This window comes from Clostridium aquiflavi (genome assembly GCF_031344075.1).
Taxonomy (GTDB): domain Bacteria; phylum Bacillota; class Clostridia; order Clostridiales; family Clostridiaceae; genus Clostridium; species Clostridium aquiflavi.
On sequence record NZ_JAVJAN010000042.1, the window covers coordinates 1 to 15417 of the forward strand.

13 protein-coding genes and 1 tRNA gene are annotated in these 15417 nt (G+C 26.6%); 10 read left to right on the forward strand and 4 right to left on the reverse strand.

The window, feature by feature from the left end; translation table 11 throughout:
- The first annotated feature begins 5 nt into the window (after nucleotides 1-5).
- Nucleotides 6-81: transfer RNA gene (locus RGC78_RS13600), tRNA-Ala, on the forward strand.
- Nucleotides 82-113: 32 nt separating this feature from the next.
- On the opposite strand, the gene RGC78_RS13605 is transcribed toward RGC78_RS13600, so the two are convergent.
- Complete coding sequence (locus RGC78_RS13605) at nucleotides 114-512, reverse strand: FMN-binding protein (RefSeq protein WP_252216727.1); 399 nt, start codon at nucleotides 510-512, stop codon at nucleotides 114-116.
- A 332-nt stretch (nucleotides 513-844) separates the two neighbouring features.
- Between RGC78_RS13605 and RGC78_RS13610 the strand changes: the two genes are divergently transcribed.
- From RGC78_RS13610 to RGC78_RS13620, 3 genes are all read left to right on the forward strand, one after another.
- Entirely contained in the window at nucleotides 845-1282 is a 438-nt protein-coding gene (locus RGC78_RS13610) for a hypothetical protein (protein ID WP_252216724.1), read from the forward strand.
- 201 nt (nucleotides 1283-1483) lie between these two features.
- On the forward strand, nucleotides 1484-1942 hold the full coding sequence (locus tag RGC78_RS13615; protein WP_309556811.1) for a VanZ family protein: 459 nt from the start codon (nucleotides 1484-1486) through the stop codon (nucleotides 1940-1942).
- A 238-nt stretch (nucleotides 1943-2180) separates the two neighbouring features.
- Complete coding sequence (locus tag RGC78_RS13620) at nucleotides 2181-3716, forward strand: AbgT family transporter (RefSeq protein ID WP_252216717.1); 1536 nt, start codon at nucleotides 2181-2183, stop codon at nucleotides 3714-3716.
- A gap of 213 nt (nucleotides 3717-3929) precedes the next feature.
- Here RGC78_RS13620 and RGC78_RS13625 read toward each other — a convergent pair whose 3' ends face one another.
- Nucleotides 3930-5744, reverse strand: coding sequence for an LTA synthase family protein (locus RGC78_RS13625; protein ID WP_309556812.1), 1815 nt, complete (start codon nucleotides 5742-5744; stop codon nucleotides 3930-3932).
- A gap of 210 nt (nucleotides 5745-5954) precedes the next feature.
- A complete protein-coding gene (wsfD, locus tag RGC78_RS13630) occupies nucleotides 5955-7451 on the reverse strand; it encodes a glycan biosynthesis hexose transferase WsfD (RefSeq protein ID WP_309556813.1) in 1497 nt (498 codons plus the stop codon).
- Between the two features lie 310 nt (nucleotides 7452-7761).
- Between wsfD and fusA the strand changes: the two genes are divergently transcribed.
- From fusA to RGC78_RS13660, 6 genes are all read left to right on the forward strand, one after another.
- On the forward strand, nucleotides 7762-9843 hold the full coding sequence (gene fusA / locus RGC78_RS13635) for an elongation factor G (protein WP_309556814.1): 2082 nt from the start codon (nucleotides 7762-7764) through the stop codon (nucleotides 9841-9843).
- A gap of 163 nt (nucleotides 9844-10006) precedes the next feature.
- The gene (locus RGC78_RS13640) at nucleotides 10007-10243 is read left to right on the forward strand and encodes a hypothetical protein (protein WP_252216704.1); all 237 of its coding nucleotides are present in this window, start codon (nucleotides 10007-10009) and stop codon (nucleotides 10241-10243) included.
- Between the two features lie 118 nt (nucleotides 10244-10361).
- Nucleotides 10362-11315, forward strand: a complete 954-nt coding sequence (locus tag RGC78_RS13645) for an ROK family protein (protein ID WP_252216701.1) — start codon at nucleotides 10362-10364, stop codon at nucleotides 11313-11315.
- 309 nt (nucleotides 11316-11624) lie between these two features.
- A complete protein-coding gene (locus RGC78_RS13650; protein ID WP_252216698.1) occupies nucleotides 11625-12233 on the forward strand; it encodes a histidine phosphatase family protein in 609 nt (202 codons plus the stop codon).
- Between the two features lie 23 nt (nucleotides 12234-12256).
- Nucleotides 12257-13495, forward strand: coding sequence for a competence/damage-inducible protein A (locus RGC78_RS13655; protein ID WP_309556815.1), 1239 nt, complete (start codon nucleotides 12257-12259; stop codon nucleotides 13493-13495).
- A gap of 216 nt (nucleotides 13496-13711) precedes the next feature.
- The gene (locus RGC78_RS13660) at nucleotides 13712-14698 is read left to right on the forward strand and encodes a CPBP family intramembrane glutamic endopeptidase (protein ID WP_252216694.1); all 987 of its coding nucleotides are present in this window, start codon (nucleotides 13712-13714) and stop codon (nucleotides 14696-14698) included.
- Nucleotides 14699-14843: 145 nt separating this feature from the next.
- Here RGC78_RS13660 and RGC78_RS13665 read toward each other — a convergent pair whose 3' ends face one another.
- On the reverse strand, nucleotides 14844-15293 hold the full coding sequence (locus tag RGC78_RS13665) for a hypothetical protein (protein WP_252216691.1): 450 nt from the start codon (nucleotides 15291-15293) through the stop codon (nucleotides 14844-14846).
- Between the last annotated feature and the right edge of the window lie 124 nt (nucleotides 15294-15417).

The window sequence follows — 15417 nt, forward strand, 5'->3', positions numbered from 1 at the left end:
TTTATGGGGGTATAGCTCAGTTGGGAGAGCACCTGCCTTGCACGCAGGGGGTCAAGAGTTCGAATCTCTTTATCTCCACCATTTAATAGAAATAAGCTATGAATATTCATAGCTTATTTTTTTGCTTTTTCTAGAGCATCTGCTATAGCTACTTTCCAATTAGAAGATATATCATTAATGTCATTAATGATAGTTATATCTGCTGACTGATTAGCTAATACTTCTTTTATTGTATCAGCTCTATATTTTTGTATATTAGGATTTGTTTTTCCATTGATATTTTCTCCAGTCCATTCTTCATAATTAATTTCTTTTCCATTAGTATCTAAATGACGAATGACTATATCTACTATTTTACCACGTTCAACATTTACAGTAACATCATCATATCCATCTGAATACATATTACCTTCACCTATATAGATTCCATCTTTATACGCACTTTTATTATTACAACATGTTAAAGATATTGCTAAGAATAAACTTGTAATTATAATTAATATTTTTTTCATATGATCACTCCTTATTACATATAATTTATTTAATGCAGATAAAGATTGATATTAAAAAGTAGTATTTAAACATATAGCAATAATAGTTTGTTCATATAATAGTAAATTTATTAATAAATTATTTTATTTATATATGATTAAAATTATAGATTTTTTAAGTAAGAAAATTTCAGACTTATGAAATAAACTGTTAACTAACATTAATAGCTATTATTTTAAAACAGTATTGATATTTTACTTATTATAAATAAGACTTTTAGTAATATTTTATTGGCAAATAACATATTAAATTTATAAGGAAATGATTTATTAAAAATAGGGAGTGAAGTTATATGGTTAGAACTATTGTGTGTGAAAAAGACGGATGTAGTGGAAATAAATTTTATATAAATAGCAAAGATAATAAAATAAAATTAGTATGTAGTGAATGTAATAAAGAGTACTACTATGATAATAATAGTTATGATTTTAAAATATTATCAAGCTGTTCATCATGTAATAATAGTAAATTTAAAGTTTTTAAGGATTTAGATAATGATGATATATACGCAAAATGTACTAAATGTGGTGCACCACCAGAAAAGGTATTTATAGATAGTGATGGTGTTCAAGTAACATATGAAGCAAAATTGTTACATGATATAAAGGATTTAATGCATCAAGTGGATCAAAGAGTTTGTAATTTGGAATTAAAGGTTGAAGGCTTAGAAAAAGGTCATGAATTATTAGAAGAATCATTAGCTTACATAAATAAATATATGTGTGAATAAGCTAGATTCAGCAATATATAGTAAAGTATTTTAATACAATTATACTTGGTGTATAATAATATAAGGTTATGTTTTAGTAAAGTGCTGATATATGCATAAACAAATTGGACTGAGTAATTGAACGCCACTTTGCCTATTGCATATATCAACACATATTTATAAGCATAGTCTTATATTAAATATAATGTAATGGAGTGACTAATGAAAGAAATTAAAAGTACATTTGATAAAAGAAAAGCAATTAACTGGATTTTGTTAATATTATGGATGATTATTATATTTGTTATGTCTAATCAACCAGCAGTTGTATCTGATAAACAAAGTAGTTTAGCAATTATGATATTAACGCAACTAGGAATAAATATGAATAGTATCTTTGGAGAATTAGCTAATTTTATTGTTAGAAAAATTGCACATTTTTTGGAATATATGATATTAGGTATATTAATATTAAATGTTTTAGAAATTCAATATACTAGACAAAAAATAAGGTTATTAGGAATGATGTTAGTATTTTTATATGCTTGTTCTGATGAAATACATCAAGTATTTGTGCCAGGAAGAGAAGGTGCTTTTAGAGATGTGTTGATTGATACATGTGGAGGTACATTTGGAATTTTAATAACAAATAAAATAAAAGCTTTAAGATTAAAAAAATAAAAGTTTAATCTTAAAGCTTTTATTTTTAGGAAAAACTGCAAAAATGAATTTTTTAAATGCAAAAAAAATCAAAATAATGCTATAATATTAAAAATTTATACTTTTTATCACTGTTTTTTATCAAATCCGAGGTAATTTTATTGATAAAAATATGATTTAATAATATAATGAATATATATGTATATAAAAATTTCTTAAATTAAAAAAATGATTTTTACATTTTACCAAGGAGGAACTTATGGAAAACAATAAACGTAAGTCTGGGATACTTACATGGGTGGAAAAGATAGGTAATGCACTTCCGCATCCTACTACATTATTTGTAATATTTTGTGCAGCCTTAATGATAATATCACACATTGCTTATTTAGCAGGGGTTAGTGTAAGTTATGAAGGAATTGATAGAACCACTATGGAATTAAAAGAATTTACTGTTGGAGTAGTGAGTCTTTTAACACCAGAAGGAATTAGATATATGTTCACAAGTGCAATTAATAACTTTACAAGTTTTGCACCATTGGGAACAGTATTAATTGCATTATTAGGCGTTGGAGTTGCGGAAGGTAGTGGCTTAATTTCAACATTATTAAGAAAATTAGTAACAAGTACACCAAAAAGATTTATAACTATGGTAGTTGTATTTGCTGGGGTAGTTTCTAATATAGCTTCTGATGCAGGATATGTTGTGTTAATACCATTAGGAGCAGTTATATTCAGGAGTTTTGGTAGACATCCCTTAGCTGGTATTGCAGCAGCATTCGCTGGTGTTTCAGGTGGATTCAGTGCAAACTTATTACCAGGACCAACTGATGCTTTATTAGGAGGAATTACAACAGAAGCAGCTAAAATATCTCAAGCTGGATATGATGTTCAAATTACATCAAACTGGTACTTTCTAATAGTATCAACTTTCCTTATAACAATTTTAGGTACAATAGTTACTGAAAAAATAGTTGAACCTAGACTTGGAAAATATAAGGGTGAAGAAGAAAAAGAAGAAGTTATAAAGATTAGTAAAGAAGAAAAAAGAGGTTTATTATTTGCGGGTATTGCATTTGTATTAACTTTAATTTTATTAGCAATATTAGTTGTTCCATCTAACGGAATACTAAGAAATCCAGAAACAGCAGAGATTTTAAAATCACCATTTATGGATTCTATAGTTGTTATAATTGCAATAGTATTTTTAATACCAGGTATTGCATATGGTGTTGGAGCGGGAACAATTAAAAATGACAAGCAAGTTATTGATTTAATGGGAAAAAGTATGGCGGCAATGGGTGGATATATAGTATTAGTATTTTTTGCATCTCAATTCGTTGCGTACTTTGCACATAGTAATTTAGGAACAATAATAGCTGTAAAAGGAGCTAACTTCTTACAATCTACAGGAATACAAGGCATACCTTTATTATTAGGATTTATAGTAGTTGCTGCATTCATAAATCTATTTATGGGATCTGCATCAGCTAAATGGGCAATTATGGCACCTATATTTGTACCTATGTTAATGGGATTAAATTACTCACCAGAATTAACTCAAATGGCATATAGAATAGGAGATTCTACAACTAATATTATTTCTCCTCTTATGAATTATTTTGCGTTAGTAGTTGCTTTCTCAGAAAAGTATGATAAAGAGAGTGGAGTAGGAACTCTTATATCAACAATGGTACCATATTCATTAGTATTCTTAATTGGATGGAGTCTATTATTAATAGTTTGGTTTATATTTAAATTACCATTAGGACCAGGAGTAGGTATGATGATGTGACAATACTCATTAACTATTCTCAAAGTCCAATTACAATGCCACTTTTCCTATTGCATAGATCAACACATATTTAAAATATAATCAATAACAAAAAGGATGTTGAATATTTCAACATCCTTTTTGTTATTGTACATAAAATTATAAAATTAAAAAAACTCTCAATTCTTAATTATTTACTCTCAACTAAAAAGCGTGGTTTAGCAACTTTTGTTCTTATTTATGATTAAAATAATTAGTTTTTATAATTTTTTCACCTATCTCATATGCTTTTGAAACATGTTCTTCATCTGGTGGTTTAACATTTCCTATAATATGATTTCCTTTTATAGTTATTGCATCTCTATTAGTATTAACTAAAATTCTGCCCATAGTAGAATCTCTATACAAATTATCATCAATACCTAATAAGTAACATATTGTTGGAAGTATGTCTATTTGTCCACCTGTCTTATTTATAATTTTATGTTGCATATCTTTAGAGTAGATTATTAATGGAATTTTATGATCAACTTCATCCCACCAATTGTTCTCATAGTCAATGTCTTGAATATCTTCATTATAATACTTATGAACACCTGTATGATCCCCATAAATAACCAATACAGTATCATTTAGTAGCCCAGACTCATTTAATTTATTATAAAACATTTCTAATTGATTATCTGTATATAATACACTTTCGAAATATCCTCCTAAGTAACTATCATTAACTTCATCAGGTAAGTTCAATTGTCTATATTTTTCATTTAAATCAAAAGGTCCATGATTAGATAAAGTAGGAAGTTGAATAAAAAATGGTTGCTTTATATCTTTAAGTTTATTTGCAGTTTGACTTAAGAAGCTTCTATCTGATAATCCGTATCCAACACTTTCTTCATAAACGTAATCATTAATAGTCCAAAGTTCATTAGCTCCAAAACTATTTTTATGTAATTCAGTCCAATTAAATTCATTTGGCAATTCAGCATGAGATGATATAGTAAGGTATCCATTTTTTTGTAGAATTCTTGGAAGCGAATTAGGATAAACATTTTCTCCATAATTTAAAGCAGTTATTTTATTTCCTAATGGATACATAGAGGTATTGATCATAAAATCACAATCTATACTATTTCCTGCATTATTTTGTTCATAGAAGTTATTAAAATATAAACCTTCACTAGCTAGTTTATTTAAAAATGGTGTTATTTCTTTGCCATTTGTTTTTTGATTTATAACAAAGTTTTCTAAAGATTCTATCTGAAGAAATACAACATTTTTTCCTTTAAATAATCCTTTGTATTCATTGTCTTCAATATTTTCTTTATTAAAGGTCAACCAATCTTCAATTGCTTTTTTATCTTCATTAGAAGGTTTATCGTTAAAATACTTATTAATTGATCTTGTACCTTCTACTATATGATATCCTAAAGGGCCAGGGGCTTTTACCTCCATTAAGGTTGTCCATTGATTAAAAATTATGCTATCACCAAATTCACCCAATTGAAGGGCATCAACACATATGCATGATCCTATAATCATAAATACTGAAATTATCATTGTAGCAAAAAACTTTTTAAAACTTCTTTTATTATTATTTTCAATATTACTTTTAATGATCCAAGTTAACAATAATATAACATCTACAATGAATATAAAATCAACAGGTCTTAAATTAATAAGTGAATGTTGTAAAGGGTTAAATGTATTTTCAAAGAAAATATTTTTTAATCCTAATAAATCTCTATTAGCTCTAAAGTAAGATAAATCTGCTATTAATAGTATGGTATATAGTGAGTTTAATATAATATAAAAGATAGTTTGTTTATTCTTTGAAAATAGATAACCAAATGAATAAAATAAAAGAATAAATGCAAGATAAATAATCGCAAATTTAAAACTTAAATTTTTCTTTAATATTCTATCAGCAGTATCTATATTAAGAATGGATATGAAAAGAATGGTTTTTACTAACATAGCAACAATAATAAAAAGCTTTAATATTGAAACTCTATCAGAAAACAATTTTCTGCAATTTAATTTTTTCATGAATAGTAAATCTCCTATGTAACATAATATTTTTAACTATATATTTAAGAGTTGATATATAAATAAATAAAACTGGACAGAGTAATTGAACGTAAGAACACTAAAATAAGTATAGTCCAATTACAATGCTATGTTACCTATCGCATATATTAATTAATATTTAAATAGAGAATTATAAATATATAGTTAAATTAAAGTAAGCTCAAATTATTATCTTTTCTTCGAAAATATATCAGTTATTTTTGAGAATGTATAAGAAACAGTTATTATCAATAAAAGATCAAAAATAAAATTAAATAAGAATAATTGTTTTGCAGTATCAGCTCTACCATTTCCTACAAAAGGCATAGGGAACTGAATAGCAGCTATAAACATAATAGTCCATATTAAAAATATCTTATTTTTTAGCTCTCCATTATTTTTATTTCTTAAATAAAGCCAGCCACTATATACAAAAATTATTAAAAATACTGAAATTATAAATAATAAATTCTTAGGTAAATAATTTTCTTTAAAGTCTGACCAAGTAGTAAATCTATTAAAATCAATTGTTGGTTCAGAACTATATTCTATTGATGTTTTTCCTAATAAGGTGCTTGTATCAAAAGCTTTACTTGCAGTATATTGCATTCCTTCTATAAGTCTTAAAGGATGGGTTATATAGAATTTAGCTAATTTAGAGTTTCCTATTTTCCCATAAAATTCATTATTAGTTATTTCTGTTCTTGGAATGTATTTTACATATTCTTCATCACTTAAATAAGAATGTTTTCCAGCCTCTGAAGCCATGTCAGGATTAAGTCCTAAATCAATTAAATCTTGCTCTGGAGTTTTAGAACCATTAAGTACACCGTAAAATACAGAATTATATTGTGTGTCATTGCTTATATTTCCATTGAAGGCATTGAAAACAAGAGGATAAGACATAATTAAGCATAAGGAAATTATTATTGATACAAAGTTTTTCTTAGAAAGATATTGTTTATTGTCTAAAATTATTTTTAATAATAATATCATTAAAAATGGTACAGCAGTTACTACTTGCATTTTTGAACCTAAAAATAAAAATGTAGCTAGCAATATATATACTATTTTTGACATTATCTTATCATTATCTTTTTTTACATATTTATAGTTTATGTAATGTAAAAATGAAGCAATAAGTAATAATAATGTACATAACATCATAGGTTCACCATAGAAACTATTAAACCAAATTATATAATTCCCATCAAATAACATAAATAAACTTAAAACTCCTATAAAAGTTAGATTTAAGCTATTTTTTATATTTAAATATTTTAATATTATAAATATAGAAAGAATATAAATAATACTATAAGCTATTGCTAAATATTCAGTTTTAAAAATATTGCTACTAAATAGTTTGCAAAAGATACTTATAATTAAAATTAAAAATCCAATACTAGATCCAATAATGGACCCAATAATAGTTTTGAAAAAATTAGATATTTTATAATTACTCACTATATAATCATAAAATCTAACGAAATTAGGATTGTTTTTATCAGAATCAAGCAAAGATATTCCTGAAGCATTCATAACTCTATCAAAGTCACCTTGATCAGCTACACCTACATGAGGATATTTAAATAATATAAAGGCTATTAAGCTGATTGAAGCTATTACAAAAGTTAAAAAAAGCAATCTATTATAATTACTTTTTAATTTAAATTTACTCATCATTTACGAAATTTCCCCCGTATAGTTTATTTTTGAAATTCATAAGCTTTATTATAGCATTATCTAAGGATAAATTTAATACTTATAATATATAAAACTTTATGTATAGTATTTGAAATTTATAAATATATATTTAATAATTGATATATTTTAAGTATTAGTCAGAAAAAATAAAATATTCTGAATGTTTCAAAAAATAAAAAAGGAGTTTTTAAATATATTATTGAATAATATATTTAAGATAATAAGTATTTAAAGGAAAGGCAGGTGAAAGCCAACTCCTAAGGAAACTTATAGGTTTGGCTATGAATTTATGAGAAGTTATAATATTAAAAACTTAAGAAATATAGGGTTAATGGGTCATAGCGGTACAGGAAAGACTTCTTTGGTTGAAGCTATTTTATACTATTCTAATATAATTGATAGATTAGGAAATATAGAAGATGGAACAACTACTTTAGATTATGATGAAGAAGAGAAAAAAAGAAAGCTTACAATTTCACTTTCTGTAGCACCAATTGAAGTTAATGATGTGAAAATAAATATTGTTGATACTCCTGGATATTACGATTTTGAAGGCGAATATATTGAAGGCATGAGAGCTGTAGATGTAGGAATGATAGTTGTTAGTGGAGTATCTGGAATAAAGGTAGGAACAGAAAAAGCTTGGAAATATTGTAATAAAATAAAATTGCCAAGAACATTTTTTATAAATAAATTAGATAGGGAAAATTCTAGCTTTGATAAGGTTTTGCAATCACTTAAAGATAAATTTGGTATGAGTGTAGTTCCAATTCAATATCCCATTGGTTCTGAGGGAGACTTTGAAGGGGTAGTTAACATTATTTCAAATGAAGCTAAGGTATATAATCTTAAAACTAAGAAAACTCAAATAATAGATATACCAGAAAACTTAAAAAATAAAATACAAGAATGTAAAGAGATGATTATGGAATCAGTAGCAGAAACTGATGAAGTTTTACTTGAAAAGTATTTTAGTGAAGGAACTTTAAGTGATGAAGATATATATAAAGGCCTTATTAATGGGTGTGCTACTGGTGAAATTGCACCAGTAATGTGTGGTAGTTCATTAAAAGTTATAGGTGTTGATACTTTACTTGATAATATAATTGATTGTTTCCCATCCCCAGAATATGCAATTCCACAAAAAGCTTTAAATATTGAAACTAATGAAGAGGAGTTTATAAGCCTTGACGAAAATAAACCTTTTTCAGCTTTGGTATTTAAAACAATTGCAGATCCATTCGTAGGAAAAATATCATTCTTTAGAGTTATGACAGGAACAGCAGCAGAAGATAGTAATGTATTAAATGCTAATAAAAATAAATTAGAAAAGTTTTCTCATATGTATTTCATTAGAGGAAAAAATCAAATGCCAACTAAAAAAATTATAGCTGGAGATATAGGAGCTATATCTAAATTACAATATACAGATACAGGAGATACTTTATGTGATAGTAACTTTAAAATATTATATGATAAAATGAATTTTCCTGTTCCAGTTATTTCAATGTCTGTGATTCCTAAGACTAAAGGTGATGAAGAGAAGATATCTCAAGCTTTAACTAAATTAAAAGATGAGGACTTAGTTTTTGATATAACTAGGGATAATGAAAGTTCAGAAATAATCATATCAGGCCTTGGTGAAACACATATAGATATAATTGCAAGTAAGATTAAAAATAAATTTGGTGTAGATGTTATATTAAAAGCACCTAGAATTCCTTATAAAGAAACTATAAAATCGTCATCAGATGTAAGAGGAAAGCATAAAAAGCAATCAGGTGGACATGGACAATATGGTGATGTAGTAATAAAATTTGAACCTAGAAGTGATGGAGAGACAGATTTGGAATTTGTAGATAAAGTAGTTGGTGGAGCTGTACCGAGAAACTTTATACCTGCAGTAGAAAAAGGTTTAAGAGAATGTATTGAACATGGAGTTCTTGCAAAATGTCCAGTTATAGGGCTTAAAGCTACATTGCATGATGGATCATATCACCCTGTGGATTCATCAGAAATGGCATTTAAAGTAGCTGCATCGGTAGCTTATAAAAAGGGTTTAGAAGAAGCTAAACCAATACTATTAGAGCCTATAATGAAACTACAAGTAACTGTTCCAGATGAATATACAGGTGATGTTATGGGTGATATTAACAAAAAGAGGGGGAGGATTATTGGAATGGAACCAAAAGATTCAGCTCAAGAAATAACAGCTGAAATTCCTCTTTCTGAGATAAGCAGATATGTAACTGAATTAAGATCTATTACACATGGTAGTGGAAGCTTTAAAAAGGAGTTCTTAAGATATGAAGAGGTTCCAGAAATGGAAGCAAATAAAATAATAGAGAATTTAAACTCTGAAGAAAAGTAAAAGTATAAATTGAAAGCATAATTAAAAGAGATATAAGCACCAGGAAATAATGGTATTTATATCTCTTTTTACATATTAATAATTAGAATAATATTAATTAATTAAAGGAATAATAAGTTATATAAATAACTAAATTAAAAAATAAATGTGAGGTAAGTAATTGATGTCAACATATAGTATGGATATTACAGGAATCCTTGGATTAAGTGAATATAGCAATATTTTTGATTATTTCAGTATTGTAGATCATGGTGATGATTTTATAATAAGAATAAATGAAGAGAATAAGGAAAATATAAAATTTATTAATTCTATGCTTGAAGATAATAAATTTACTATTAGTGATGCGGGTTTTAACTCATATGGTTGTTACTCTATAAGTGCATATAAAAGAAAATAAAATATTGATTTTAAATTTACATTCCTTTACACTAAATATTATAGTATAATGTAAATATATTAGAACCGTTACCGGTGAGAAAAATTAACAATTAGTATTCAGTATGGAGGATAAATTTATGCAAAAATTTGTAGTAGGGGTTGACTTAGGAGGAACTAAAATAAGTACAGCTTTATCAAATTTAAATGGTGAAGTTATTAGCCAAACAACAGTTCCGACTAATGCACACGAGGGAGAAATTCCTGTATTAAATAGAATAATAGACTCGGTAGATAAGGTAATAAAAGATGGTGGAGTTACATATAAAGATGTAAAGGCAATAGGTATAGGCTCTCCAGGACCACTTGATGCAGAAAAGGGAGTAATAATATATACACCTAATCTTCCATTTAAAAACTTTAATTTAGTAGATCCACTAAGTAAAAAGTTTGAAGTACCTGTTTTCTTAGATAACGATGCAAACGTTGCTACTATTGGTGAATTTATGTTTGGAGCAGGAAGAGGTGCTAAAAACGTATTATTCTTTACAGTAAGCACAGGCGTAGGCGGTGGAGCTATATTAGATGGAAAAATATATAGAGGTCATACATCAAACGCATTAGAAATAGGTCATATGACTGTAGCTCCTGATGGTCCAAGATGTAATTGTGGAAATATTGGTTGTGTAGAAGCAACTTCATCAGGAACAGCTATAGGAAAAAGAGGTAAAGAAGCTATAGGAAGTAAAGTTGAAACATCATTAAGAAAATATGATGAGATAACTTCATATGAAGTATTTGTAGAAGCAGCTGCTGGAGATCCAGTATGTAAAGATATAATAGATAATGCATTAAATTATTTAGGAATAGCTGTTGCAAATGCGGTATCAATTTTTGATCCAGAAGTAATAATAATTGGTGGAGGCGTTTCAAAAGCTGGAAATATTGTATTTGATACAGTAAGAAAAGTTGTAGATAAGAGATGTTTTAAATCAATGGCTGAATCAGTTAAGATTGTACCAGCAGGACTTGGAACAGATGCAGGTGTTGTAGGAGCAGTAGCTTTAGCATTACTTGAAACTGCAGAAAATTAATTTAAATAAGATTTTTATAAGACCACTTAACAGTGATGTATATTGCAGTTAAGTGGTTTTTATTTATGTAATAGGCTATGTTTTAGCAGAGTGTTGATATATGCCACTTTACCTATTGCATATATCAACACACATTTAAAACAGAGACATGTAATAATATAGAGATTTCCACTTTAAACCACACTTGTTCATTGTTAAGTATCAATTGTTAATTAAAGTGCAGTTCAATCACTTTGTACTAGGTGGAATATAAGTTGTAAGTATTGTAAAATAAGACTATATGAAATACAGTGTGGAGAGTGATTAAGTATGACAACATTATTTTTAACTAGACATGGTGAAACAGAATGGAATATAGAAGGAAGACTTCAAGGAAGTAAGGATTCACCTTTAACAGAAAGAGGATTGAATCAAGCTAAGAGCTTAAGAGATAGATTAAAAAATGAAAAAATAGACATTATATATGCAAGTCCTATAAAAAGAGCTTTGGATACAGCAAAAATTATATCAGAACCTAATAACATTCCAATAGTAACTTGTGATGAGCTAAAAGAAATTGGGTTTGGAGAATATGAAGGAAAATATATAAAAGATTTACCTAAAATGGGAGAAAGCAATTTTTTAGAAGAAATGTTTTCTGGAAATCATGAAGTAAAAGGAACTGATGGTGAAACTCTTTTAGATGTAAAGAATAGAACATTTAAGAAGTTAGAATCAATTTTAGAAAAAGAAAATGACAAAAATATTTTAATAGTAACTCATGGAATGGCTTTAAAAGTTATAATGAGTTACTTTACGGAATTTGAAGGTGAACTTAAGGGTGTATACGGACAAGCTTCATTGACCAAAATAGTAAGAGATAAAGATGAGTTTAACATTCTATCAAAGAATGATAGAAGTCATACAGAAAATCTTTAAATTTTTAATAAAAGGGGCATAAAATGAAAGTTGAAATAATATCAATAGGAACGGAAATATTATTAGGTGATATTCTAAATACTAATTCACAATATTTATCTAAGGAATTAGCTTTATTAGGTCTTGATGTATACAATCAGCAAGTTGTTGGAGATAATGAAGAAAGAATTTTAGAAGCATTTGAATTAGCTTTTAGTAGAAGTGATTTGGTTATAACAACAGGTGGACTTGGACCTACAGATGATGATATGACTAAAGAAGTTGCATCAAAATATTTTGATAAAGAATTAGTAGAACATAAAAAATCAAAAGAAAAGATAGAAGAATACTTTAAATCAATGGGTAAGAATATGCCTAAAAATAATTTAAAGCAAGCATTATATCCTAAGGAATCAATTGTGGTTGAAAATAATAACGGAACAGCACCAGGTATTATTATAGAAGAAAAAGATAAAATAATGATTATTATTCCTGGACCTCCAAATGAGATGAAACCTATGTTTGAGGAAAGCATAAAACCATATCTAAATAATAAAACTAATACAACTTTAGTTTCTAAAGTAATAAAAATTATAGGTGTTGGAGAAAGTTCAGTTGCAGAAAAAATAAAGGATATAATAGATTATCAAACTAATCCAACAGTTGCACCTTATGCAAAGGATGGAGAAGTAGAGTTAAGAATAACTGCGAAATCTTATGAAGAGAGTGTAGGATTAAAATTAATAGAACCTATATTAAATGATATAAGAGAAAGATTAAATGATAATATATACTCAATTAACAATGAAACAATAGAAGAAGCTTTAGGAAAGATGCTAATAGATAAAGGATTAACTTTATCTAGTGCAGAATCATGTACAGGTGGATTAATAGCAAGTAAATTAGTATCTTATCCAGGAATATCAGAAGTTTTTATGGAAGGCGCAGTAACATATTCTAATGAAGCTAAGATAAGAAGATTAAATGTGAAGAAAGAAACATTAGATAAATATGGTGCAGTAAGTGAACAAGTAGCAATTGAGATGGCAGAAGGCATATCTAAGACTTCTAAAACAGATATTGGAATAGCTACGACTGGAATTGCTGGTCCTGGTGGAGGAACGGCTGAGAAGCCTGTAGGATTAGTATATATAGGTATTTGTATAAATGGAAAGGCATATGCTAAAAGATATGTATTTAAGGGAAATAGAGCAAAAGTAAGAAACTCAGCGACTATAGCTGCATTAGATATGATTAGGAGAGAAGTAGAAAAGACATTTTAAAATAATGTTAATATTTAATTAAAACATTTATGATAAAAAATATTCCTATTGCTATCTATAATAGCAATAGGAATAAAATTTGGTATATAAATAAAATGGGGGGAGAGGCGATTAAATATTGAAGTTAGTTACTTCATTATAAATTCTTTCCCAAGAGGCAACTATTTATACACTAAAATATAAATCTAATTAATAATTTGTAGTAAAGGTGTAAATATGAAAAAAACATTTAGAGCTAATTTATATTTTTTAATAATACTATTAGGAGAAATAATAGGAACTAATTTTTTAGGAATTTTTTATTTAATGATGGGTTTAACAGATATAAGAGTGCAATTATTTTTAAATCATATGATTTTATTTATAATACCTGCAATAATATATGTAATAATAGTTAAGCCTAATATAAAACAAACTTTTAAGTTTAATAAATTATATTTAAAAGATTTTTTCTTAATAATTGTTTTATCATTTGTAAGTCAACCGTTAGTTACTTTGTTTTCACTTATAATGTCATTCTTTTTTGAAAATGATATAGGAAACTTTGTATCCCAAATATCATCTACACCATTTTTAATAATGTTACTTTTAATGGCTGTTATGCCTGCTATAACAGAAGAAATAACGTTAAGAGGTATAGTTCAATCTGGATATGATGATAAAAGTGATTTAAAAACGTGCATAATAATTGGCTTATTATTTGGTATATTTCATTTAAATGGTCAACAATTTTTATATGCAGCTGTTTTAGGTGGAATTTTAGCTTATTTAGTTAGAGTGACTAATAGTATATTTGCTTCTATGACATTCCATTTTATGATTAATGGAACATCAGTAGTTATGCAAAAGTTATTAACATTTTTTCAAAATAAATTTGGAATTGAAGAAACGGCTCAGGATATTTCAATCAAAGCTTTATCATTAGCTGAAAAGATGAATTTATTAAAAGGCTATGTAATAATGGGGTTGGTTTCAACATTTTTAATTGTATTAATGCTTAAAAAACTTAAGAGAATAAATGATAAAAGAAAACAAAATTTAATTAATGAACAAATTCAATATAAAGAGGCTGAGATTATTGATTATCAGTACTTTAATAAAGGTATATCTTATAATAAAGAAGATAAAATAATGAATTGGCCATTAATAGTAACCATAATAATATATTTTATATATATGGGTATTGCCATTATGTTAAGTTGATTAAATAGTTAGATAGAAATTTAGTTGAAATTTTAAAGGTGAAAGTAATAAGTTAAGGAAAAAATTCGTATTAGAATTTTAAAAATAACTTTTAACTTTCACCTTTTTACTTTGTAATGTTAACTAAAATGTAGAACAGAATTTTTTAGCATTTAATGATATCTGTATATGATGATTTATCTAAGAAATTAGAAAATGAATCTTCTTTTACCCAACCTCTTGAATTTATATTTGTATCTATAGGAAGAGATACATAATACCATACAATTTTATCGGATAAAGCTTTATCTAGTATATAAACTTCCATAGATATATCAATTTTTTGCAATACTGGCGCTAATTCATTTGGAGACAGATATACAATAGAATCTTTAGTTAATAAACCAGTATGTTCTGTTAAATCAAGAAACATAATTAATGGATTGTTTTTTAAAGAATTTAGTTGATTATACTCTGCTTTTAATTTATAAAACTGCTCTTGACTAGCGATTAATTGTTTTTTTACCGATGATATTTTGTTTTCATAATTATATATTAAGAATAATAAAGAGCCCGACACAACAATAATAAATAATAAGAATAATAAAATTTTCATATTAAATCTCCTATAACAACTATCACTTAAATTATATTTATTTACTATAGAAAAAATTCCAAAATTAATTTTAATTAAAAGGTATAAATATGAATTGAATATTTAAAATTAAGGATACGTTTTA

Coding starts and splice junctions, on each gene's coding strand:
- RGC78_RS13605 (WP_252216727.1), bottom strand. CDS start 512: ATGAAAAAAATATTAATTATAATTACAAGTTTATTCTTAGCAATATCT.
- RGC78_RS13610 (WP_252216724.1), top strand. CDS start 845: ATGGTTAGAACTATTGTGTGTGAAAAAGACGGATGTAGTGGAAATAAA.
- RGC78_RS13615 (WP_309556811.1), top strand. CDS start 1,484: ATGAAAGAAATTAAAAGTACATTTGATAAAAGAAAAGCAATTAACTGG.
- RGC78_RS13620 (WP_252216717.1), top strand. CDS start 2,181: ATGGAAAACAATAAACGTAAGTCTGGGATACTTACATGGGTGGAAAAG.
- RGC78_RS13625 (WP_309556812.1), bottom strand. CDS start 5,744: ATGAAAAAATTAAATTGCAGAAAATTGTTTTCTGATAGAGTTTCAATA.
- wsfD (WP_309556813.1), bottom strand. CDS start 7,451: ATGATGAGTAAATTTAAATTAAAAAGTAATTATAATAGATTGCTTTTT.
- fusA (WP_309556814.1), top strand. CDS start 7,762: ATGAGAAGTTATAATATTAAAAACTTAAGAAATATAGGGTTAATGGGT.
- RGC78_RS13640 (WP_252216704.1), top strand. CDS start 10,007: ATGTCAACATATAGTATGGATATTACAGGAATCCTTGGATTAAGTGAA.
- RGC78_RS13645 (WP_252216701.1), top strand. CDS start 10,362: ATGCAAAAATTTGTAGTAGGGGTTGACTTAGGAGGAACTAAAATAAGT.
- RGC78_RS13650 (WP_252216698.1), top strand. CDS start 11,625: ATGACAACATTATTTTTAACTAGACATGGTGAAACAGAATGGAATATA.
- RGC78_RS13655 (WP_309556815.1), top strand. CDS start 12,257: ATGAAAGTTGAAATAATATCAATAGGAACGGAAATATTATTAGGTGAT.
- RGC78_RS13660 (WP_252216694.1), top strand. CDS start 13,712: ATGAAAAAAACATTTAGAGCTAATTTATATTTTTTAATAATACTATTA.
- RGC78_RS13665 (WP_252216691.1), bottom strand. CDS start 15,293: ATGAAAATTTTATTATTCTTATTATTTATTATTGTTGTGTCGGGCTCT.